We start from the raw sequence: 21,714 nt of genomic DNA, 5'->3' as shown, positions 1-21,714 counted from the left end.
CCCGGCCGGCGATCCGTCCTGGACCGCCGGCCGGGACCGCCGCACTATCCGGCCCGGCCGCCGCCCCAGCGGTCCGTGTGGCGGGCCAGTTCCAGCGGCCGGCGGCTGCGCCAGCCGTGCCGCTCCAGGTCGGGAACCTCCGGCAGCCGGCTGACCGGGCCCACGCACAGCCAGGCGATCGGCCGGATGCCGTCCGGGATGCCGAGCAGGTCGCGCAGGAACTCCTCGCGGTAGAACGACACCCAGCCCACGCCCAGCTCCTCGGCCGTGGCCGCCAGCCACAGGTTCTGCACGGCCAGGCAGGTCGAGTAGAGACCGGCGTCGGCGATCGCGTGCCGCCCCAGGACCGCCGGGCCACCCCGGTCCGCGTCGTAGGTGACCACGATCGACAGCGTCGACTCCAGAACGCCGTCGATCTTGATGCGGGCGAACCGGGCGGCGGCCTCCGGGCCCAGCGTGGCCGCGAAGACGTCCCGCTCGTGACGAACGTGCTCGTGGAAAGCTTTTTCAACCCCTCATCGCGTACGACCACGAAGTCCCACGGCTGGGACAGGCCGACACTGGGAGCGGCGTGGGCGGCGGTCAGGATCCGGTCGAGGACGGCCTCCGGCACCGGCCCACCGGTGAACTCGGCCCGGACGTCCCGGCGGCGGTGAACGATCTCGTACAGGTCGTGCGACATGGGCAGGCTCCCGCTGCGCTCAGCCCCGGGCAGGCCGGGGCGATCGGACGCGAGGCCGGTCTTCGGACTCCCGGATCGTCACCTCACCGCCCGCCTTCCCGGCCCGGTCCGGGCCAGTGGCTACGCGCGAACGCGTGTGGGCGGCAGCTCCCCGGTCACCGCGGCGGGCCCGTGCCGGATTCCCACCGGCTTCCCGATTCTCCCCGCGAACAGCGGGGCACCTCGCAACAGTTCGTGCCGCGGCCACCCTATCCGGTTCACCGCGAGCCCGGTCAGCGCAGGGTCAGGCGGAACGAGCGGGCGCCCGCGGCCCAGGCCAGGTGCAGGTCGCCCGGGTCGGGGTTGCCCCGCTCGTCGAAGCCGATCTTGTTGAAGCCGGCGAAGTTGTGGTTGTCGCGCGCGATGATCGCGTAGTCCGCGACGACCGCCTCCTCGCCGGTGTGCGCGACGACGTCGGCCCGGCGTCGGCGGCCCTTGAAGCGGACCTCGACCGGCTCGCCGGTGCGCAGGTTGCGGCCCCACCCGAACGGGGTGCCGATCAGCAGCGTTCCCTCGTGGAGCGTGTAGGCGACCGGCACGGTGTAGCGCTTCCCGGACTTGCGGCCCACCACGTACAGCGTGATCAGCCGTTTGCCGATGCCGCGGGACACCAGTGGCACGCGCAGCAGGCCGCGGACGATCCGGTTGGCGACGCCCTGCAGCGCCATCGTCTGCGCCCGGCCGGCGGTGGAGGCGTGATCCTCGCTCATGACGAGAACTCTTCCGGCCCGCCACCGCCGCCGCAAGGGTTTCAGCCGCGTTCGGCCTCGACCAGCGCCCGGACGGCCGGGGCGACCTCGGCCGCGTACTCCTCGATGGCCGCCGGGTCGTCGCCGGCCAGGATGAACGTGCTGATCCCGTGTTCCAGGACCAGCCCGGCCAGGTCCTCGGCCCACTGCTCGGCCGGCCCGTTCAGGAACGACCGCCCGAACTGGCTGAACGTCCCGTTGATGTTGAGCAGCCGCCGGATCCGATCGGGCGAGCGGCCGGCTTCGGCCGCGCTGTCGTCGATGTGCTTGTTGATCGTCGCGTAGTCGCCCGGCCCGCCCTCGAGGTAGGACAGCGACGGCAGCACCCCGTCGGCGGCCCGCCCGATCAGGCGCAGCATCCGAGGCTTGTACGCGCCGACCCAGATGCTCATGTCGTGGGCCGGGGCCGGGCCGCGCTTGAGGCCTTCCACCTGGTAGTACTCGCCGTGCACGTTGACCGGTCCGGGCCGGTCGGCGTCCCACACGGCTCGGATCACCTTGATCGCCTCGCCCAGCGCGGACACGGCCTGGCCGGGGCTGAGCCGTCGCGCGCCCATCGCCTCGATGCCGTCCCAGAACGCGCCCGCGCCGAGTCCGAGCTCGATCCGTCCACCGCTGAGCCGGTCCAGGCTCGCGTGACTGCGGGCGAGGACGGCCGGCGGGCGCAGCGGCAGGCTGAGCACGTTCCCGCTGAGCCGGATGCGTTCGGTGCGCGCCGCCGCGTACGTGATCAGGGTCCAGGTGTCGTGGAACTTCGGCAGGTACGGATGGTCCTGGAAGGTCGCCAGGTCGAGCCCGGCCCGGTCGGCGACGACGGCCAGTTCGACCGCCTGGTGCACCGGCTGGGCGGTGGGCGTGATGAACGTACCGAAGAGCAGATCGTGCCCGTAATCGGTCATCGCGTCGCCGCCTTGATGTTGAAGTTGTCACGGAACAGGTTGTCCGGGTCGTAGCGGTGCTTGAGCTCGCGCAGCCGGGTCAGGGTGGCCGGCGGGAACGCGTCCTCGACCCGTTCCGGGCTCAGGTCGGTCTCGAAGCTCAGGTACAGCCCCTCGAAATGCCCGTCCAGAGTCGCCCAGGCCTCGTCCACCCGGCGCTGCGACGAACCCATCACGATCACCGAGAAGTTGGCCGAGCGATGGGCATAAGCGGTCTCCTCCGGAGCGACGTCGGCGACCGCGCCGCCGACCGTGCGGATCTGGAACCAGTGCACCGCGCCGCTCGCCAGCAGATCCATCGCCGCCCGGGCGAACTCCGGCGTCAGGTGCTCGATCAGCCCGGAGCGCGACGTCGGTTCGCCGACGCCCTGGTGATATCCGCCTTCGGCGGCATTCGAGATCACCCCGGTGTACGGCGTGAGCACCACGTTCTGCTGATACAGCGGCGCGATCTGCGCGATCGGCTGCAACTGCTCGATGATCGTCTCCGGGTCGTCGTTGTCGACCACGGCCATGAGCTGGGCGAACGCGGGCTGCCCGGGCCGGGGCGGGCCCATGATCAGCTGCCCGCTGACGTCCCGGGGGGCCTCCTCGATCGCCCGGCCCCACTTCACCAGCAGGTCGGCCGGGTCGTCGGCGGCCATCACGAGCTGCGCGAAGCCGACGTTGCCGACCTCGTACACCTCGAACTCGAACGACGTGACGACCCCGAAGTTGGCCCCGGCCCCGCGGACCGCCCAGAACAGGTCGGTGTTCTCGGTCGCCGAAGCGCGCACGACACTGCCGTCGGCCAGCACCATCTCGACCGCGTGCAGGTGATCGATGGTCAGGCCGTGCTTGCGGGCCAGCCAGCCGACGCCGCCCGCGGTGGCCAGCCCGCCGACCCCGACGCCGCCGTAGTCACCCGAGCTCAACGCCCACCCGTACGGATGGATGGCCTGAGCGACATCCATCCACCGCGCGCCGGGACCGACTCTGATCAGGCGCCGGGACTCGTCGAGGACCTCGATCGTGTTCATCGCGGCGAGACTGACCACGAGACCGCCGTCGTTGGTGGACCGGCCGCTGACCCCGTGCCCGGCGCTGCGCAGGCCGAACGGCAGGTCCGGGTGCCGGCGCGCGAACTCCAGGGCGTCGACCACCTCGGCGGTCGTGCGCGGGCGCAGGACCAGGCCGGGGGCGCCGCCGCGCATGTAGGTCGAGCGGACCCGCGCGTAGTCCAGGTCACCGGGCTCGACCGCGGTGCCGGCCAGGCTCGCCGGGACGCTGTCGTAGTCGATGCCGGGGCGGCGCTTCGCCCGTACCGAAGCGGGTCGGAAAATGATCGGCCCGGCGGCGTTCCGCAAGGTCTCCCAGGCGCTCAGGTCGGGAATCTCGTCGGCCCGCACCAGGAACGTGTCGGCGCCGAGCGCGGTGAGATCGGCCGGGCCGAGGCCCGGACCGATGATCAACACCCGGCGGATCTCCTGAGGGTCACGGTCCGCCTCGATCGCCGCCGCATCAATTATTTTGTACGCCGTGGCCAACTCGCCCGCGTCGACCAGGTCGAGGTCGGCCACCCAGGCGTCGGCCAGCCGCCCCGCGAGCCGCAGCGACTGCTGATCGTTCCCGGACAGCCAGATCGGGACGCGGTGGGCCGGCAGCGGGCCGCGCTGGGCCTTGGGAACCCGATGGTGATCACCGAGGTGGCGCAGCGGCCCGGCCTCGCCCGCGTCCAGGATTCCACGCACGATCGCGGCCACCTCGTCCACGTGCTCACCGGTCAGCGCCAGATCGAGCCGGCCGCCGGAGAGCAGGTCGAGGCTGGCCGCGGCCCGGCCGAGGACGGTCGGCTCGCGGCGCGCGGTGTCGAGCCCGGTGGCGACCAGGCCGATCTTCTCGGTGTGGCCGGCGATCCAGGTCAGCAGCGTCCAGTCGTCGCCGTCGGGCGCCGGCGGGACCGCGACCAGGTCGTATCCCAGCTCCTCGGCCCGGCGTGCCCCGGCCACCGAGGTGACCACGGCGCCGAACCGCAGTGGTTGTGTCATCGCGATCCCTCCACGGGGTTGATGCGTCAACTAGTTGATACATCAACCCTGGTCTGATCTGCAAACGGACGTAGGATTCGCGCTGTGACCCCCGACGTTCTCACGACCTGGCAGGCGTACCAGCGCATGCGGGTGCTCCTGAACGGCCAGATCAACCGGGAGCTGAGCCGCACCACCGGGCTCTCCGAGGCCGATTTCGACATCCTGTTCTTCATGGAGCAGTCGCCCGAGACCAGCGTGCGCTCGGTCGCGCTGCGCTGCGGCCTCGCCTGGGAGAAGTCACGTCTGTCACACCAGCTGCGCCGGATGGAGCAGCGCGGCCTGATCGAGAAGGCCCCCGGCGCCGTCATCCACCTCACCGACAAGGGCCGCTCCCAGATCGCCGCCGCGCGGGACTGCCACGAGGCGGCCGTCCGCCGCTACTTCGGTGACGTGCTGACCGCCGAGCAACTCGCCGCCCTGGCCACCATCTCCGAGCAGGTGGTCGCCGGGCTGGCCCAGGAACACGGCGGTCACTGACGCGGCGCCACCAGCAGCGGCTGCGCGATCCGGCTCAGCAGGCCGCGCTCGTCGCTGATCGTGCCGTGCGCGATCCCGGTCCCGTCCGGCCCGATCGTGGTCGCCACGTCCATGAACATCCACGGCGTCGCCGGCGCCCGCTGCACGGTCACGGTCAGCGTCGGCGGGATGAACAGCCACTCGGTCAGCGGCATCTCCCCGGACAACCCGTTCGCGGAGTCGGCGACCACCAGCATGCGCTGCAACGCCCCGGTCTCCTCCCCGTCCACCAGCGGAATCCGCACCCGCGTCCACACCTTCGCCGGGCCGGTCCGGTTGAAGCCGCTCTCGACGAACCGCCACTCGATCGCCTCGCCGTACCCCCACCCGGCGCCGACACCCTCGAAGTAGATCTCCGGCCGGGGCTCCGGCCCCGGCAGCGGCGGCGGCAGCAGAGCCGGCGTCGCCACGTGCGCGGTCGCCCCGGCCCGCTGCCGGATCCGCCAGGCCGACGCCCGGACGGCGAGCTTGCCGTTCGCCCACAGCTCGGCCTCGACCAGCTCCACCCGCTTACCGGGCCGCACCACCCGGGCCTCGGTACGGATGCGCCCCTGCGGAATCCCGCCCAGGAAATCCACGCTGATCCGCGCGATCGGCAGCCCGTCGTCCGGATCACACCGCTCGATCGCCCGGGCCAGCAGCGCCGCCGGCGGCCCGCCGTGCTGAAGACTGAAATCCCAGGGGCTGGCGGTCGCCGGGGTCGACTCGTACTCGTCCTCGCCCACCGGCAGGTAGAACGCCTTCTCGGTCATGCCCCGACCTTATGAGTTCACCGGCCCCCGAGGAACTCGCGGGCCGCGCGTACCGTGGCGTCGTGCTGACGTTTCCTCAGGTCCTGGTGCCGGCCGAACTCGTCGGAAGCTCGGACTTCCGGGCCGAGACGGGCGACCGGATCGAGGTGTTGCTGACAACCGGCAGCGACCACTGGACGCCGGCCGCCGGCCCGGACGCCGCGGTGCCGATCCCCGGATCCGTCGACATGCTGCTCACCGGTGTCGCGCTGCCGTTCGACCACCTGCGCCCGCTCGGCGGCTGGGCCCTGGCCGTCGACGGCATCCCGATCTACGTCGCCAGTTCCTACCCGAACCCGTCCCCGCAACCAGGCCGGCGAGTGGAGCTCCGCGGCACCCTCGAAGTCGCCGACGGCTACCTCGTGGACGAGGTTCAGGAGGCGTTGCCGGCCCCGGCCACCCGCTCCTGGCTGATCCGGCGGATCCTCCACTTCGACCCTCGATCGAGAAAGACGCAACCGGATCCCGTCACCTCGATCCGGTGGACGGCCGATCCCTGCAGCTACCTGATCGACCTGACCACGCCCGCGGCGGCGACGAAACGGCCGGCGCAGGCTCGATAGGCGGGCCTGAGGTGGGAGACCGGCGACGACGATCTTTCCCACCACGAGCCGATCGCCCACAACGCGCTGCGGACCTTCGACTGGCTCAACCATCTCCTGGCCTGCTCGCACTGCAACAGCCATCAGAAGCGTGAGCTGTTCCCGATCGACGAACACGGCGTTCCACTGCTGATCGACCCGACCTCGGAGGATCCGTTCGACCATCTGGTCCTCGCGTTGTCGGCGGGGGAGTCCGCCCAGCCGGCCGATGAGCTGCTGCAGATGATCCGGGAGCAGCCGTGTGCCGATGTCGGCCAGGCGATGCTCCGGCAGGTGCAGCAGCCCGGGGCGGCGATCGTTTTCGTGGGGGTGCCGGATGTCGTGGATCTGCTGCGCGACGAGAAGGTTGGTCAGGCTTTGCTTCTGGCGGGGTGAAGGTGCTGGGTGAGGAAGAGGGCGGCCCGGTCGAGGGCGTCGTCGGCTTCGGGTAGGGAACCGGTGTAGGCCTGGAAGACGTGGGGGACGTCGGCGGTGATGTCCAGGATGACGTCGACGCCGGCGGTTCGGGCTCGGGTGGCCAGGCGGGTGGAGTCGTCGAGGAGCATCTCGTTCGTGCCGGCCTGGAGCAGCAGCGGTGGGAGGCCGGTCAGGTCGGCGTGCACGGCCGGGCTGAGCAACGGTTGATGTGGGTCCTGGCCGGCCAGGTACATGGCGCCGGTGTGGTTGAGGGCTTCGGCGGTGAAGAACGGGTCGACGCCGGCCTTGGTGGTCATGCTGTCGCCGGTGCGGGTGGCGTCGAGGCCGGGGGAGAACGCGATCACGGCGGCGGGCATCGGCAGGCCGGCGTCGCGGGCGGCCAAACTGGTGGTGACGGCCAGGCCGCCGCCGGCCGAGTCGCCGGCGAGCACGATCGTGGCCGGGTCCGAACCGGACTCCAGCAACGCTCGGTAGGCGGCCAGGGTGTCGTCGAGGCCGGCCGGGAACGGATGCTCGGGCGCGAGGCGGTAGTCGACCGACAGCGCTCGCACGTTCGTCCTGGTCACGAGGCCGGCGGTGAGGGTGAGGGCGGTCTCGGGGGAACCGGCGACGAAGCCGCCGCCGTGGAAGTACAGGATCGTTCCGGGGCGTGGCGGGCCGGCCGGTTCGACGAGTAGTGCCGGGCGGGGTCCGAGCGTGGTGGGCGTGGTGCGGATGCCGGCGGGGACGTGCATGGTGGCCATCAACGCCCGGAAGCCGGCCCGCAGGTCCTCGACCGGCGGGGGCGGTCCGGACGGACGTGGGCGCCGGAGTGTCGCGGCGAGGGTCGTGCGGTCTTCTCTGGTCATCGCGGTGCTTCCTCCGTACGTAATAATGCCTTGGAAGTATATGCCTTGGCATTGAATGTAGGATACCTTCCGTGGCATCGACAACCGGTCTCTTCGACGATCTCGTGCGGTGCGAGACCCGTCTGTACAACGCGGCCAACGACCGGCTCCGCGAGCGGCACGGGATCGTGACCTCGCAGTTCGAGTTCCTGCGGCACGTGCGCGACCATCCGGGCTGCCGTGTCGCCGACGTCGCCGCCACGTTCGCGATCGGGATCGGCGCGACCAGCAAGGGCGTCGATCGGCTGGAGGCGCGCGGCTGGATCGTGCGGCAGCCGAACCCGGCCGACCGCCGGTCCTCGCTGCTGGAGGTCACCGCCGACGGCCGGGAGCTGGTGACCGCGGCCGAGGCCACCGTGGACGGGCTGCTGGGCGAGCTGCTGGGGGCGAATCTTGCGGCGAGCGCGATCGCCGCGGTGGCCGACGCGATGGCCGGGCTGCGGGCCGCGCTGGAACGCGACCAGATCGGGCTGCCCACCGGGTGACGCGGCATACTGGGGGCATGACCGTGACGCGTGCCCGCCTGGCGGCCGGGCAGCCCAACGCGTTCCTGCTCTCCTGGGCCGAGAACGAGCTGCGTGACGCCCTGCGGGGGTTCGATCGGCCGTTCGAGATCTTCGGTCAGGGCTCGCGGGTCAACGACACGTTCATCGAGCCGGGCAGTGACATCGATCTCGTGCTGATGCTGACCGGGCCGGGTCACGACTGGGTCGAGTTCCGCGACGAGATCCTGGCCACGCTGGGGCAGAACCATCTCGTACGGATGGGTCGCCGTTGCCTCAATATCGACGACCCTGACTCGCTGTTCGGTGAGATGGTCGACATCCTGGTCGCCACCGAGTATCGGCAGGGTGTCTTCTTCCGCGACAGCGAAGGCCGGCCGATCGTCAACTTCCCCAAGCAGCACCGGCGCAACGGCGACGACAAGCAGGGGCGCACCGGGGGGCGCTTCAAGGAGGTCGTCCGGACGGCCAAGCGCCGCCGCCGCGACGTCGTCGACGTGCCGTCCTACCTGCTGGAATGCCTGCTGTACAACGTGCCCGACCACGTCTACCGGGCACCGGACGCCTACCGGAGCGCGCTCGACTGGCTGCACCGCTGCCACCGCGAGGAGTCGGCGGTGTTCGCCGCATTGCCGTGTCAGAACGGGATCAACCGGCTCTTCGGGCCGGGCCCGGATCAGTGGGAGCCGGACGAGGCTGGAAGAATCATCGACGTCCTCCACTCGATCTGATCTTCCCCGGGCGGTATCCGCAGCATGACCTGGACCGCCGCGCAGACCACGGCCGTCATCGCGATCCTCGGCACCGCCCTCACCGCGCTGCTGACGTACGGGCTGAACCGTCGCGCCGCGCGCCGGGAACGCCGGGCCCTCGCGTTCGGCGAGGCGCTCAGCGCGGTCGAGGACTACGCCGAGATGCCCTACCGGATCCGGCGGCGCCCCGGCACTCAGGAGGGGCGTCACCAGCTGACCGAGGAGGTCAGCCGGATCTATTCACGGCTCGCGTTCCACCAGGCGGTGCTCGACATCGAGGCGCCGGCCGTCGCGGCGGCGTACCGGCAGCTGGCCAACGAGGCCAAGGCCGAGGTGGGCGAGCAGATGAAAGCGGCCTGGCAGAAACCGCTGCGTACCACGGACGCGGAGATGAATCTAGAACACCACTATGACCGTACGAGGGTGGACCGCGCCCGTGACCAGTGCGTGGCGACCATGCGGGCCGCGCTCGGCCAGGCCCACTTCCCGTCGGCCGCGGTGCAGCTCGTCCGTGGAAGAGGCCGCCGGTAGCGAACCGACCGGCGGCCGATCTCCGGTCTAGCCGCGGCGCCACTTCTGGTTGGTGGTGCCGGCGCAGTCCCAGAGCTGCAACTTGGCGCCGTTGCCGTTGACCCAGTCCTTGATGTCCAGGCACTTGTTGGCCTGCGGGTTGACCAGGTCACCGGCGGCGCTCAGGACCCACTGCTGGGCCGGGTTGCCGCTGCACGTGGCGATCTGGATGATCGCGCCGCTGGCGGTGGAGCCCCACGGGACGTCCAGGCACATGTTGTTCGAGGTGCGCAGGGCGCCGCCGGTGGCCTCCCACTTCTGGGCGGCAGTGCCGTTGCAACCCCACGTCTGCACCTGTACGCCGTCGGCGAAGTTGCTGTTCGGCACGTCGACGCAGAGGTTGTTCCAGTTGCTGATGATCGGCGCTCCGGCACTGCCGCCGCCGGTGGTGGTCAGCGCGAGGCCGTACACGGAGAGGATCTCGTTGACCGGCTGGAACCACATCGTGCCCCCGGAGGTGCAGTTGCCGGTGCCGCCGGAGGTCACGCCCTGGGCCTGGTTGCCGGAGATCCACGACCCGCCGGAGTCGCCCGGTTCCGCGCACGCGTTGCTGCGGCTCAGGCCCGAGACGGCACCCTGGGCGTAGTTGATCGTCTCGTTGCGGCCGAGCAGGGTGCCGCAGCGCCAGCCGGTGGTGCGCCCGGAACGGCAGATCGAGCTGCCCACGGCGGCCTCGGCCGAGCCGCTGACCAGCACGTTCCCGCCGGAGTAGTTGTTCACCCAGGGCTGGGAGACCCAGTTGCCGTTGGTGCGCACCCAGGCGTAGTCGTTGCCGGGGAACGACGAACCGGCGAACGTGCCCTGGGCGACGTTGTTGTAGCCGAGCGTCGGGCTGCCGGCGCCACCGCAGTGACCGGCCGTGACGAAACCGCCGGCGACGGGGAAGCCGACCGAGCAGAGCGTGTTGCTGTTGATCACGTACTGGTCGCCGCCGCGTGTGTCGTACATCGGTTTCGGCTGCTCGGCGGCGGTCTTCACGGTGACCGGCCCGGCCTGGGAACCGGCGGCGAAAGTACGGGCCTGCGCCTGCGCGCCCGGGGCCGCGGTGATCACGACGCTGTTGGTGGCCACGTCCACGTACCAGCCGCGGATCGCGCCGGGGGCCTGCGCGGCGTGGCGGTCCAGGCGGGCGCGGGCCGCGTCCAGGTCACTCGCCGAGCGCGGGACGACGACCGGGTCGGCGCCCTCGGCCCGGATCCTGGCGGCGTCGTCCGGGCTGGTCACGGCCACGGTGAGGCGGCTCGCGCCGGCCGGGATCCAGGCGCCGCCGAAGCGCTTCCCGAGCTGGGCGCGCAGCCGCTTCTCGATCACCGGGGCGGCCGCCTCGGTGGCCAGGCGATCGGCGATCTGCGTGTCGTCGAGGTGCAGGTCACGGCGCATCGCGTCGAGCATTCCGGGCGCGAGGTCGAAGCTTCCGGCGCTCTGGGCGGGCCTCTCCACGGCTTGGCCGGGCGGTGGTGCCACGGTGATCGCCGCGAGCGTTGCTGCCCCGGCGATCAAGGCTTTGAGGGTACGAGTCATCGAACGTCCTTCACGGTGGGGGAAGTTCTACGTTCAGGGATGTCGCAGAGAGCGCTCTCGGGTTGATTGTTCGCACGCGTTCGCTCTACTGTCAACAAACCTGCACAAAGAAGTGTGTCGATGTCCGAGCGCCGCCGAGGGATGGGCGCCCGGCAATATGACGAGCCCGCAGCCCTTTGCCGGAATCCCACCGGAACGAGTGAAACGTGAGAGGAGGCGGTTTGGCGCGCGCGAGGCCGTGATGCGGTCGGCTATGTGCCGAGAAGGATTGCATCGACGGTCGCGGTGGCGCTGCTCCTGGCGGTGATGTCGGTCGCGTTGCCCGCCCGGGTGACCGCGACGACGCCCGTGACCACCCAGTACGTGCGGGTGTTCGCCGGCGGCTCGCACTCGTGCGGGCTGGACCGGGACGGGAACGCGTACTGCTGGGGCCAGGGCGGATCCGGCCAACTGGGCAACGGCGCCACCCCGGACTGGTCCGGCCCGGTGGCGGTGGACGCCCCGGCCGGAGTGACCTTCACCGCGCTCACCATCGGCGGCCAGCACACCTGCGGGTCGGGCCGCGACGCCAGGACGTACTGCTGGGGCAGCGGATACGCCGGTCAGCTGGGCGACGGCGGCACCACCGACCGGTCGGTGCCGGTGCCGGTGGACACGCCGGCCGGCGTGAGCCTCACCAGCGTGTCCGCGGGTGGCTCGCACACCTGCGGTCTGGGTGGCGACGGCACGGCGTACTGCTGGGGCAGCAACGACTCCGGCCAGTTGGGCCAGGGCGACACGGCGAACCGGTCGACGCCGGTGGCGGTCGCGACGCTCAGGTTCACCCAGCTCATCTCCGGCGGCTTCCACACCTGCGGGGTCGGCGACGACACCAAGATCTACTGCTGGGGGTACGACCACACCGGTGCCCTCGGGGACGGCTCCACCACGAACTCGACCAGTCCGGTGCCGGTGGACGGGCCCGCCGGCGTGGCGTTGACCCAGCTGACCGCCGGTTACGCGAACACCTGCGCGATCGGTGACGACGCCAAGACGTACTGCTGGGGTTTCAACGGCAATGCCCAGCTGGGAGTCGGCGACACCACCGATCGGCTGCGACCGGTGGTGGTGGCCGGCCCGGGCGGAGTGAACTTCACCCAGGTCGCTCCCGGCTACAGCCACGGGTGTGCGCTGGGGGACGACGGCAAGACGTACTGCTGGGGGTGGGGTGGTTCCGGGCAGCTGGGGAACGGGGACACCGCGCAGCAGGCGAACCCGGTGCTGGTGGACGTGCCGGGCGGGGTGAGCTTCACCCAGCTGGTGTCGGGCTACAGCCACACGTGCGGGTTGGGGGACAACGGGAAGTCCTACTGCTGGGGATACGGGGCCATCGGCCGCAACACCGCCGAGATGACCCCGGTCGAGGTGGCGGACCTGCCCCCGACCGACGGCTTCACGCAGGTCACCGCCGGGGGTTTCCACACGTGCGGGGTGACCGGTGACCACCGGACTCTCTGCTGGGGTCAGGGCAGCTTCGGGCAGCTCGGCGACGACGGCACCGCCGACCGGTCGAGTCCGGCCGCGGTGAACGCGCCGGCCGGGGTGACCTTCACCGGGCTCACCCTCGGCAGCGGGCACACCTGCGCCGTGGGCAGCGACGCCGCGACGTACTGCTGGGGTGGGAACGATTCCGGTCAGCTCGGTGACGGCGACACCGTGAACCGGTCGGCCCCGGTGGCGGTGACCACCCCGGCGGGCGTGACGTTGAACGGGCTCAGCGCCGGTGGCTACCACACGTGTGGGCTGGGGAGCGACGGGAACGCGTACTGCTGGGGCCGGAACGAATTCGGTCAGCTGGGCGACGGCACGACCGTGAGCCAGACGACCCCGGTGCCGGTCGACGCGCCGGCCGGGGTGCGGTTCGTCCAGATCGTCGCCGGCGGCAACCACTCGTGCGGGGTCGGGGACGACACCAAGACGTACTGCTGGGGGTACGGGTCGGTCAGCAGCATCGGCAACGGATCCACCGCGAATCAACTGCGACCGGTCGCGGTGGACGGGCCACCGCTGACCCGGCTCACCATCGGGTACGGCCATACGTGCGGGATCGGTGCCGACGGCAAGGCGTACTGCTGGGGGTTCAACGGCAATGCGCAGCTGGGGGTCGGTGACAGCGCCGACAGGTCCAGGCCGGTGGCGGTGGGGGCTCCGAACGGGGTCACCTTCTCGCAGATCGCTCCCGGCTACAGCCACACGTGCGGGCTCGGGGACGACAACCGGGCGTACTGCTGGGGGTTCGGTGGTTCCGGGCAGATGGGCAACGGGGCAACCGGGGAGCAGACCGGCCCGGTGCCCGTGACCATGCCCGCCGGGGTCAGCTTCGTGAGCCTGACCTCGGGCTACAGCCACACCTGCGGGACCACCGGTGCTGGTCACGTGTGGTGCTGGGGGCACGGCGTCAACGGTCAGCTCGGCAACGGGCAGAGCACCGATCAGCTCGAACCGGTCGAGGTCGTGGCCGGCGCCGGGCCCACCACCCCGCCCACCCCGGGCGGTGTGCAACCGCCGGCCGGGGTCACGGCCGGGGCCCGCAACCGGGCGGTCGCGGTGTCCTGGACCGGCGTCTCCGGTGGGAACGATCCGCAGACCGGCTACACCGCGACGGCGACGCCGGACGGGAGGACGTGCACCACCTCCACGACCTCGTGCGTGATCACCGGGCTGACCAACGGCGTCAGCTACACGGTCACCGTGGTGACCACGACCAGCGCCGGGACCTCGGGGGCCAGTGCCGCGTCCGACCCGGTGACCCCGACCGGGCCGCCCGCCTCACCGCTGGTGCGGCTGTTCGCCGGCGGCTTCCACACGTGCGGGCTGGGGCAGGACACGAACGCGTACTGCTGGGGTACCGGCGGCTCGGGTCAGCTGGGCAACGGCGACACCGCCGACTGGTCGGCCCCGGCGGCGGTGGAGCAACCGGCCGGGGTGACCTTCACCGAACTGACCCTCGGCAGTGGGCACACGTGCGGGTCGGGCAGTGACGGCAAGGCGTACTGCTGGGGTGGGAACTACGCCGGTCAGCTGGGCGACGGCGGCACCACCGACCGGTCGGTCCCGGTCGCCGTGGACGCGCCGGCCGGGGTCAGCCTGACCGGGCTCAGCGCCGGTGGCTATCACACCTGTGGGCTGGGGAGCGACGGGAACGCGTACTGCTGGGGTCAGAACGAATTCGGGCAGCTGGGCGATGGGTCGACCGTGAACCGCAGGACCCCGGTGGCGGTCGACGCGCCGGTCGGGGTGCGGTTCACCCAGGTCGTGGCCGGCGGCAACCACTCGTGTGGGGTGGGGGACGACAACAAGACGTACTGCTGGGGTTATGGCTTTGTCGGCAGCATCGGCAACGGATCCACCGCGAACCAGGTGCGGCCGGTAGCCGTGGACGGGCCGCCCCTGACCCGGCTCACCGTCGGCTACGCCCACACGTGCGGGGTGGGGGACGACGGCCGGGAGTACTGCTGGGGGTTCAACGGCAACGGCCAGGTGGGGAACGGCCTGACCGTCGACCAGCCGCGGCCGGCGGCCGTGGACGCTCCCGCCGGGGTGACGTTCACGCAGGTCGCGCCCGGGTACAACCACTCGTGCGGGCTCGGCGACGACGGCCGGGCGTACTGCTGGGGGGCCGGTGGATCCGGGCAGCTGGGCAACGGGGACACCGCGCAGCACGAAACCCCGGTGCCGGTGAACGTGCCCGCGCTGACCCAGGTGAGTTCGGGGTACAGCCACGCGTGCGGGCTGGGGGCCGACGGCAAGGCGTACTGCTGGGGGCATGGGGTCGGCGGGCAGCTCGGCAACGGGCAGAACACCGACCAGCTGACTCCCGTCGAAGTGCTGGTTCCGACGGCCGTGGCGGCGGGGCCGCAGCCGCCGACCGGGGTCACGGCCGGGGCCCGCAACCGGGCGGTGGTGGCGTCGTGGACGGAGGTCACCGGGCTGAACGACCCGATGATCGGCTACACCGCGACCGTGTCGCCCGGTGGCCGGACGTGCACGACCATGGGCACCACGTGTGTGATCACGGGACTGACCAACGGGACCGCGTACACGGTCACCGTGGTCACCACCACCACGGGTGGGGACTCGGTGCCCAGCGGGCGGTCCGGATCGGTGACCCCTGACGGGCCGGCCGCGTCACCCCTGGTGCGCGTGTTCGCCGGTGGGTTCCACACGTGCGGGCTGGGGGAGGACACCAAGGCCTACTGCTGGGGGCAGGGGGGATCCGGGCAGCTCGGCGACGGTGACACGGTGGACTGGTCGGCTCCGGTGGCGGTCGACGCGCCGGCCGGGGTCAGGTTCACGGAACTGACTCTCGGCAGCGGGCACACGTGCGGGTCGGGCAGTGACGCCAGGACGTACTGCTGGGGTGGGAACGACTCCGGTCAGCTGGGCGAGGGCGACACCGTGAACCACTCGGATCCGGTGGCGGTCGACATCCCGGCTGGGGTGACGCTGACCGGGCTCAGCGCCGGCGGCTATCACACCTGTGGGCTGGGGAGTGACGGGAACGCGTACTGCTGGGGCCGGAACGAATTCGGTCAGCTCGGGATCGGGAGCACCGTCAACCGGATGACGCCGGTGGCGGTCGACGCCCCGGCCGGGGTGCGGTTCACGCAGGTCGTCGCGGGTGGGAACCACTCCTGTGGGGTGGGGGACGACACCAAGACGTACTGCTGGGGGTATGGCTTTGTCGGCAGCATCGGCAACGGATCCACCGCGAACCAGTTGCGACCGGTGGCCGTGGACGGGCCGCCCCTCACCCGGCTCACCGTCGGATACGGGCACACCTGCGGGATCGGCGCTGACGGCAAGGCGTACTGCTGGGGGTTCAACGGGAACGCTCAACTCGGGGTCGGCGATACCGCGGACAAGACCAGGCCGGTGGCGGTGGCGGCACCCGAGGGGGTGCGGTTCACGCAGGTCGCTCCCGGATACAGCCACTCCTGCGGGTTGACCGAAGGGGGAACGACGTACTGCTGGGGGTGGGGTGGGTCCGGGCAGCTGGGCAACGGGGGCACCGTGCAGCACGAGACTCCGGTGGTGGCGGGGGGTCCGGCGCTGACTTCGGTGAGCTCGGGGTACAGCCACTCGTGTGGGTCGGGGAGTGATGGGGGGACGTACTGCTGGGGTCATGGGGTGAATGGGCAGTTGGGCAATGGGGAGTATCGCGACCAGTCCCATGCGGTCGAGGTTCTGGCTCCTCGGTTCACACCGTCGCCGACCGCCAGCCCGTCCCCGTCCCCGTCTCCGTCTCCGTCTCCGTCTCCGACCTCGTTTTCGCCTTCGCCCAGCCCGTCGGCGTCACCCTCGGCAACGCCATCCGCGTCACCGTCCGCGTCGCCGTCCCTCAGCCCTTCCGCGTCGCCTTCGCTCAGTCCTTCCGCGTCGCCTTCGCTCAGTCCTTCCGCGTCGCCTTCGCTCAGTCCTTCCGCGTCGCCGTCCCTCAGTCCCTCTGCGTCTCCGAGTCCGAGCGGGCCGCCGGAACCGCCGACCGGCGTGACCGTCGCCCCCGGCGACCAGGCGATCACCGTCTCCTGGACCCCCGCCAACCTGGGCACCCAGACGTTGACGAGGTACACGGCGACCGCGTCCCCCGGCGGCAACAGCTGCACCACCGGCGCCGGCCAGGGCACGCTGTGCACCATCCACGGACTGACCAACGGCACCGTCTACACGGTCACCGTGACCACCACGACCAAGAGCGGAACCTCGACCGGCAGCACCCCGTCCGGTTCCGTCACCCCGAACGGCGGAACACCGCCACCCGGCCTGCAACCCCCGGTCATCACCGGCGCGGAACCCGCCAACGAGGCCATCGCCGTCTCCTGGCAGCCCGGCAAACAGGGGAGCGGCACGCTGCTCGGCTTCACCGTCACGGCGACCGCGACCGACGCCCCGTGCCGTTCCACCACCACCCCGTGCATCAGCACCGGAACCATCAAGAAGTCCGGCACCGTCCAGATCGCCGCGGCGGCGGACTCGGCGAGCTGCGCCACCACCGACGGCCAGAGCTGCACCATCACCGGGCTGACCAACGGCACCAGCTACGTCATCACCGTGATCACCCACACCACCGCGGGCGATTCCGCGCCCCAGACCACGACGCCGAGCACCAGCCCCTCGGTGTCGGCCTCGGCCTCGCCGACACCCAGCGTGACACGGTCGGTCTCCCCGGCGCCGACCCTGCCGGTCACGGGCGTCGCCGCGGCCGGCATCAGCATCGCCGGCTGGTTCCTGGTCCTCGCCGGCTCCGCCCTGCTGCTCTTCGGCTACCAGCGCCGCCGCCGAGGCCGCCTTTCCGATGACCGTTGAGGCGGCCTTCCGCCGGCCGCCGAAACCCGCCTGGCCGCGCCGGTATCGGCTTTCGCCGGCCGCTGAGATTCGCCTTTCAGCGGCCGGTCAGCATGCGTTCCGGCCGCAGTTCGACGATCACCCGATCCGGAGTCCAGCCCGGATCCGCGGCTCTTTCCGGCAGATATTTCTCGAGGATCGGCCTGGCCAGGCTCTCGTGGTCCTCTTCAAGAAGAACCGCTTTCCCGTACGCGACCACATAAAAATTCTTCACGGAATCGTCCACGAGAAGCGAGATCGCCGGGTCGCGCCGCAGATTCAGATATTTCGCGCGCGACCGCGTGGTGCTGAATCGAAAAGTCTCGCCGTCCCACACGAACCACACGACGGTCAGCTGCGGCGGCCCTTCAGCCCGATTGATCCCGACCACGGCGTGATGCGGCCCGGCCAGCAGCTCTTCCACGTCCTCATCGCTGTGCATGCCCCGACGCTAAGTGCTTGAGTTCGTAAGTGCTTCGGGGGTTATGCGGCCAGGGCGTGTGCGGCAGGCTGGTTGTCGCAGCCGGCGGGTTGCTGGAGGTTTTGCTCTTTCTGTTTGTGTCGCTCGATCCGGGCCATCAGGCTCTCGAGGTCGGCCGGGGTGAACTTCCATCTGAAGGGCCGGGCGGTCGCGTTGTAGCGCTGCTCGAAGGCGGTGAGTCGGTCTTCGACCTGGTCAAGGCTGGTGAAGTCGTTGGGTGTGAGGACTTTGCGCTGGATGATCGAGAAGTAGATCTCGACCTGATTCAGCCAGGAGGCATGGATTGGGGTATGGACCATGACCGCGTTCGGGAACCGTTTCGTGAGACGGTCGGCGGCGGCCTGACCACGATGTGATGAGCCGTTGTCGACCACCCAGAACACCCGTTTCGCCGAGGCGTAGGGCTCGCGGGTCATGACCTGTCCGACCAGGGTCATGAACGGCCCGATGCCGGTCTTCGCATTGCGGTGGGAGAACACTCGGGCCTGGTGGACGTCGTAGGCGGCCAGGTAGGCCAGGGCGCCTTTGCGCTGGTATTCGTGGTTGACCCGCATGGTGCGGGCGACGCCGGGTGCCAGGGTGGGGTGGCAGCGGCAGCGGGCCTGGATGCTGGTCTTCTCGTCGCTGGAGATCACGTACTCGTCCGGGCCGAGCGCGATGCCGTTGTATTCGCGGGCGTAGAGGCCGAGCACCCGTTCGGCTTTGACGGCGAATTGCGGGTCGCGGATGAAGATCCAGGACTGGTGCTGCCAGGGCTTGATCGTGTCGCGGCTCAGGAGCCGGCGGATGGCCGGCGCCGAGATCGCCGTGACGATGCCGCGGGCGACGGCCTCGGCGGCCAGGTCGGGGCAGCTCCACTTCGACAGCGGTGTGCCGGTCTCGGCCGGCAACTGGCAGGCCAGCGCTTTGATCTCGGCGGCCTGGACCGCGGTGAGTCGTGGTGGCCGTCCCGGGCGGGGCCGGTCGGCCAGCCCGGGCAGGCCTTCGTCGGCGAAGCGGCCCCGCCAGCGCCGTACCGTGTCGACGGTGACCTCGTGGCGGCGGGCGATCGCGGCGTTGGATTCTCCGCGGACGGCATCGCAGATGATCCGGGCTCGGATGACCTGCTGGTATGCGGCGGTGTGGGAGTAGGCCAGGGCGGTGAGCCTGCGTCGCTCGGCGGTGGTCAGGGTGATCGGGCGTGCGTGAGGAACGGACACCGGCCAGCTTCCATCGAAAATGATCTCGCTTGAGGGCTGGTCGAGGATGCGGGCCGGGCGTGCCGCAAGCCGGTAGGACACGCCGGAGGCGGCAGGATGTGGATATGCCGGTCATCCCTGCTTCCACCAAGACGTCCTTGCCGCAGCGGCTGAGGGCACAGGCCAAGGCGAGCTGGCCGCAGCTGGCCGGAGTGGACGTGCGTTACCGCGGTCAGTTCGCCTACGTCACTGTCGAGTTGACCGGCGGGCAGCAGCTACCGGTAATGAGACTGCGTTACAGCGGATCCGCCCACCGCTGGCACCTGGCCACCTACCGGGCCAGCAACAACAGCTACGAAGACCAGCACTGGTTCAGCGGCACCACCGAAGACGCACTCGACTTCGTCTGCGACGTCCTTATCAGCCCCATCACCGACAGCCCCCTTCCAGACCCCCAACAGTCAACCCCCGAAGGACTTCAGAACTGAAGCACTAAGGGTTCACGCCGGCGTGAGAGTCAAGCCCATGTGCCCGAGCCGACCCCTTCCACTATCAACGTATATCGCAGCAGGGGGCTTGCCGCAAGGCCCGGTCCAGGGCGCAGAATCATCGGTCGGAAGCCGGAGACCTGCGGAAACGGGAGTCGCAAGAATGCGTGTGTTGCTGACGACGTGGGGGTCGCGCGGTGATGTCGAGCCGCTGGCAGGCTTGGCGGTGGCGTTGCGGAACGAGGGCGCCGAGGCGTCCGTGGCCGCCCCACCGGACGACGATTTCGTGACCCTGCTGGCCCGGGCCGGGGTGCCGCACGTACCCCTCGGTCCGTCGGTCCGCTCGATCGTGGCCGGGCCGACGCCGCCCGGTCGGGAAGAAGCCTTCCGGCTCGCGCCGGCACTGGTCGCGGCCCGGTTCGAGACGCTGATGAAGGCCGCCGACGGGTGCGACGCGATCCTGGCCACCGGGCTGATGCCGGCCGGCGCGCGGGACGTCGCCGACAAACTGGGCATCCGGTACGTGCTCGCCACCTTCCACCTGCTCGGACTCCCGTCGCGGCACTCTGCCCCCGGACGCCGCCCGGGCACGCCGTCGGACCCGGAGGAGACCGACCTCAAGACGAAGTGGGAGCAGGACGCGCAGCGGGTCAACGCTCTCTACGGCGGCGCGGTCAACCAGCACCGCGCCGAGATCGGTCTGCCCCCGATCGACAACGTCCGCGACTACGTCTTCACCGACCGGCCGTGGCTCGCCGCCGACCCGCTGCTCTGCCCGTCCGAGGGCCGCACCGAACTCGACGTCGTGCAGACCGGCGCGTGGTTCCTGCCCGACGAGCGTCCCCTCCCGGACGACCTCGAAGCGTTCCTGGACGCCGGGGAACCGCCGGTCTACGTGGGTTTCGGCAGCATGGCGTCGTACACGCAGAAGGACATCGCCCGGACCGGCATCGAAGCGGTCCGCGCCCAGGGCCGCCGCGTCGTCCTCGCCCGGGGCTGGGCCGGCCTGACCGCGATCGACACCGCCCCGGACTGCTTCGTCGTCGGCGAGATCAACCAGCAGGCGCTCTTCCCGCGCGTGGCCGCGATCATCCACCACGGCGGCGCCGGCACCACCCACACGGCCGCCAAGTCCGGAACGCCCCAGGTCATCGTGCCGCACATCGCCGACCAGCCGTCCTGGGCGGCCAAGATCGCCGAGCTGGGCATCGGCACGGCCCATGACGGCTCCTCCCCGACCACGGAATCGCTGGCCGAGGCGCTTTCCCAAACCCTCGAACCCGATTTCCGCGTACGGGCCCAGGCCGTCGCCGACCGGATCGACCCGCACGGTGCCACCACCGCCGCCCGCCTCCTCCTCAACCCGAAGTAGCCCCGACCCGGCGGGCCACCCCGCCGGGCCGGCTCATGCGCAGGGGTTGCCGTCGATGGTGCAGGACTGGGGTGCGGCGTCGATCAGGGTGGCGCCGGACACCCCGAACGTGACCACGACCGACCCGCCGGCCGCCACCTGGCCGGTGGTCGCGTCGGGGGCGAACGTCCAGGTCGAGCCGTCCTGCGTGGCGGTCGCCCCGGTGACCGAGGTGACCCGCAGCGTCGACCGGGGGAGCGTCACCGCGAGGGCCCAGCCGTCCTTCGCGGTGGCGCCCGGGTTGGCGATGGTCACGGTCATCTTGTAGCCGAGCAGTCCTCCGGTGACCGACGAGGTCCCGTAGGACGCGGTCAGCGGCACGGTCGTCGCCTCGGTCACCGGCACCGAGCGGGACGTCACCGGTGCGCTCGCGAACGACCTGGTCGCGGTCGCCGCCGGCCCGAGGCTGGACGCCGCCGAGGTCGAGGTGCGGACCGACACCACCGGCGAGGCCTGGGCGGCGGCCGGCGGCGACGGCGGCCCGGGAAGTGCGGCGGCCGGATCGGGCGGCGCCGCCGGATTGCCGCCGCCCCGAGCCAGGACCACGACCAGCAGGGCGGTGCCGCCCAGAGCGGCGACCGCGGCGACGATCAGAGCCCAGCGTCCGAAGCCGCGGCGCCGCCCGGGCTCGCGGACCTTCGGGGTCGGCGTGGGCCCGGACTGCATGGCCGAGTAGAGCCGCAGCATCCCGTCGAGCACCACCACCGACAGCGAGCGCCGCCGCCGCGTTCCGGTGTCGTTCATCAGTTCCCTCCGG

Annotated in this window: 18 protein-coding genes, 1 pseudogene and 1 riboswitch; of the genes and pseudogenes, 9 read left to right on the top strand and 10 right to left on the bottom strand. The window is 71.1% G+C overall.

Annotation, left to right across the window (positions count from 1 at the left end; genetic code table 11):
• Positions 1-44: 44 nt before the first annotated feature.
• From bluB to ACSHV8_RS19210, 4 genes and pseudogenes are all read right to left on the bottom strand, one after another.
• Positions 45-682, bottom strand: a pseudogene (gene bluB / locus ACSHV8_RS19225) (5,6-dimethylbenzimidazole synthase).
• Positions 683-718: 36 nt separating this feature from the next.
• A riboswitch (cobalamin riboswitch) is annotated at positions 719-922 on the bottom strand.
• A 32-nt stretch (positions 923-954) separates the two neighbouring features.
• Positions 955-1,431: a nitroreductase/quinone reductase family protein gene (locus tag ACSHV8_RS19220; RefSeq protein WP_436534980.1), complete on the bottom strand. Its 477-nt coding sequence runs from the start codon at positions 1,429-1,431 to the stop codon at positions 955-957.
• 41 nt (positions 1,432-1,472) lie between these two features.
• On the bottom strand, positions 1,473-2,369 hold the full coding sequence (locus ACSHV8_RS19215) for an LLM class flavin-dependent oxidoreductase (protein ID WP_436534978.1): 897 nt from the start codon (positions 2,367-2,369) through the stop codon (positions 1,473-1,475).
• Complete coding sequence (locus ACSHV8_RS19210) at positions 2,366-4,435, bottom strand: LLM class flavin-dependent oxidoreductase (RefSeq protein WP_436534976.1); 2,070 nt, start codon at positions 4,433-4,435, stop codon at positions 2,366-2,368. Before ACSHV8_RS19210 ends, ACSHV8_RS19215 begins: the two co-directional genes overlap by 4 nt.
• Positions 4,436-4,519: 84 nt before the next feature.
• Here ACSHV8_RS19210 and ACSHV8_RS19205 point away from each other — a divergent pair, with 84 nt between their 5' ends.
• Positions 4,520-4,954: a MarR family winged helix-turn-helix transcriptional regulator gene (locus ACSHV8_RS19205; RefSeq protein ID WP_436534974.1), complete on the top strand. Its 435-nt coding sequence runs from the start codon at positions 4,520-4,522 to the stop codon at positions 4,952-4,954.
• On the opposite strand, the gene ACSHV8_RS19200 is transcribed toward ACSHV8_RS19205, so the two are convergent.
• Positions 4,948-5,745 carry a thioesterase family protein gene (locus tag ACSHV8_RS19200; RefSeq protein WP_436534972.1) on the bottom strand — a complete coding sequence of 266 codons (798 nt, stop codon included), beginning with the start codon at positions 5,743-5,745 and terminating at the stop codon, positions 4,948-4,950. The genes ACSHV8_RS19205 and ACSHV8_RS19200 overlap by 7 nt on opposite strands.
• Before the next feature lie 62 nt (positions 5,746-5,807).
• Here ACSHV8_RS19200 and ACSHV8_RS19195 point away from each other — a divergent pair, with 62 nt between their 5' ends.
• Together ACSHV8_RS19195 and ACSHV8_RS19190 are read left to right on the top strand one after the other, a co-directional pair.
• Positions 5,808-6,347, top strand: coding sequence for a hypothetical protein (locus ACSHV8_RS19195; RefSeq protein WP_436534970.1), 540 nt, complete (start codon positions 5,808-5,810; stop codon positions 6,345-6,347).
• Positions 6,348-6,563: 216 nt separating this feature from the next.
• Positions 6,564-6,761: a hypothetical protein gene (locus ACSHV8_RS19190; RefSeq protein ID WP_436534968.1), complete on the top strand. Its 198-nt coding sequence runs from the start codon at positions 6,564-6,566 to the stop codon at positions 6,759-6,761.
• Here ACSHV8_RS19190 and ACSHV8_RS19185 read toward each other — a convergent pair.
• The gene (locus ACSHV8_RS19185) at positions 6,737-7,651 is read right to left on the bottom strand and encodes an alpha/beta hydrolase (protein WP_436534966.1); all 915 of its coding nucleotides are present in this window, start codon (positions 7,649-7,651) and stop codon (positions 6,737-6,739) included. The two genes, ACSHV8_RS19190 and ACSHV8_RS19185, sit on opposite strands and share 25 nt — an antisense overlap.
• A gap of 71 nt (positions 7,652-7,722) precedes the next feature.
• Here ACSHV8_RS19185 and ACSHV8_RS19180 point away from each other — a divergent pair, with 71 nt between their 5' ends.
• The 3 genes from ACSHV8_RS19180 to ACSHV8_RS19170 are packed head-to-tail and all read left to right on the top strand — an operon-like array spanning position 7,723 to position 9,476.
• Positions 7,723-8,175 (top strand): MarR family winged helix-turn-helix transcriptional regulator, encoded by a 453-nt coding sequence (locus ACSHV8_RS19180; protein ID WP_436534964.1) that lies wholly within the window; start codon positions 7,723-7,725, stop codon positions 8,173-8,175.
• 17 nt (positions 8,176-8,192) lie between these two features.
• Positions 8,193-8,924, top strand: coding sequence for a hypothetical protein (locus ACSHV8_RS19175; protein ID WP_436534962.1), 732 nt, complete (start codon positions 8,193-8,195; stop codon positions 8,922-8,924).
• A gap of 24 nt (positions 8,925-8,948) precedes the next feature.
• Positions 8,949-9,476: a hypothetical protein gene (locus tag ACSHV8_RS19170; RefSeq protein WP_436534960.1), complete on the top strand. Its 528-nt coding sequence runs from the start codon at positions 8,949-8,951 to the stop codon at positions 9,474-9,476.
• A gap of 27 nt (positions 9,477-9,503) precedes the next feature.
• On the opposite strand, the gene ACSHV8_RS19165 is transcribed toward ACSHV8_RS19170, so the two are convergent.
• Positions 9,504-11,036, bottom strand: a complete 1,533-nt coding sequence (locus ACSHV8_RS19165) for a ricin-type beta-trefoil lectin domain protein (protein ID WP_436534958.1) — start codon at positions 11,034-11,036, stop codon at positions 9,504-9,506.
• Between the two features lie 255 nt (positions 11,037-11,291).
• On the opposite strand from ACSHV8_RS19165, the gene ACSHV8_RS19160 reads away from it, so the two are divergent.
• Complete coding sequence (locus ACSHV8_RS19160) at positions 11,292-17,381, top strand: fibronectin type III domain-containing protein (protein WP_436534956.1); 6,090 nt, start codon at positions 11,292-11,294, stop codon at positions 17,379-17,381.
• A gap of 76 nt (positions 17,382-17,457) precedes the next feature.
• Here the strand turns inward: ACSHV8_RS19160 and ACSHV8_RS19155 are convergent, their stop codons facing one another.
• The gene (locus ACSHV8_RS19155) at positions 17,458-17,823 is read right to left on the bottom strand and encodes a PPOX class F420-dependent oxidoreductase (RefSeq protein ID WP_436534954.1); all 366 of its coding nucleotides are present in this window, start codon (positions 17,821-17,823) and stop codon (positions 17,458-17,460) included.
• Between the two features lie 59 nt (positions 17,824-17,882).
• Positions 17,883-19,079 carry an IS630 family transposase gene (locus ACSHV8_RS19150; protein WP_436534952.1) on the bottom strand — a complete coding sequence of 399 codons (1,197 nt, stop codon included), beginning with the start codon at positions 19,077-19,079 and terminating at the stop codon, positions 17,883-17,885.
• Between the two features lie 104 nt (positions 19,080-19,183).
• On the opposite strand from ACSHV8_RS19150, the gene ACSHV8_RS19145 reads away from it, so the two are divergent.
• Complete coding sequence (locus tag ACSHV8_RS19145; RefSeq protein ID WP_436534951.1) at positions 19,184-19,546, top strand: hypothetical protein; 363 nt, start codon at positions 19,184-19,186, stop codon at positions 19,544-19,546.
• Positions 19,547-19,709: 163 nt separating this feature from the next.
• The gene (locus ACSHV8_RS19140) at positions 19,710-20,918 is read left to right on the top strand and encodes a glycosyltransferase (RefSeq protein ID WP_436534949.1); all 1,209 of its coding nucleotides are present in this window, start codon (positions 19,710-19,712) and stop codon (positions 20,916-20,918) included.
• A 33-nt stretch (positions 20,919-20,951) separates the two neighbouring features.
• Here the strand turns inward: ACSHV8_RS19140 and ACSHV8_RS19135 are convergent, their stop codons facing one another.
• The gene (locus tag ACSHV8_RS19135) at positions 20,952-21,701 is read right to left on the bottom strand and encodes a cellulose binding domain-containing protein (protein WP_436534947.1); all 750 of its coding nucleotides are present in this window, start codon (positions 21,699-21,701) and stop codon (positions 20,952-20,954) included.
• Positions 21,702-21,714: the final 13 nt, after the last annotated feature.

The sequence above is a fragment of the Actinoplanes sp. HUAS TT8 genome (assembly GCF_051380535.1).
Taxonomy (GTDB): domain Bacteria; phylum Actinomycetota; class Actinomycetes; order Mycobacteriales; family Micromonosporaceae; genus Actinoplanes.
The sequence above is the reverse complement of the archived record's forward strand: the minus strand, read 5'-3'. Positions and strand labels throughout refer to the sequence as shown.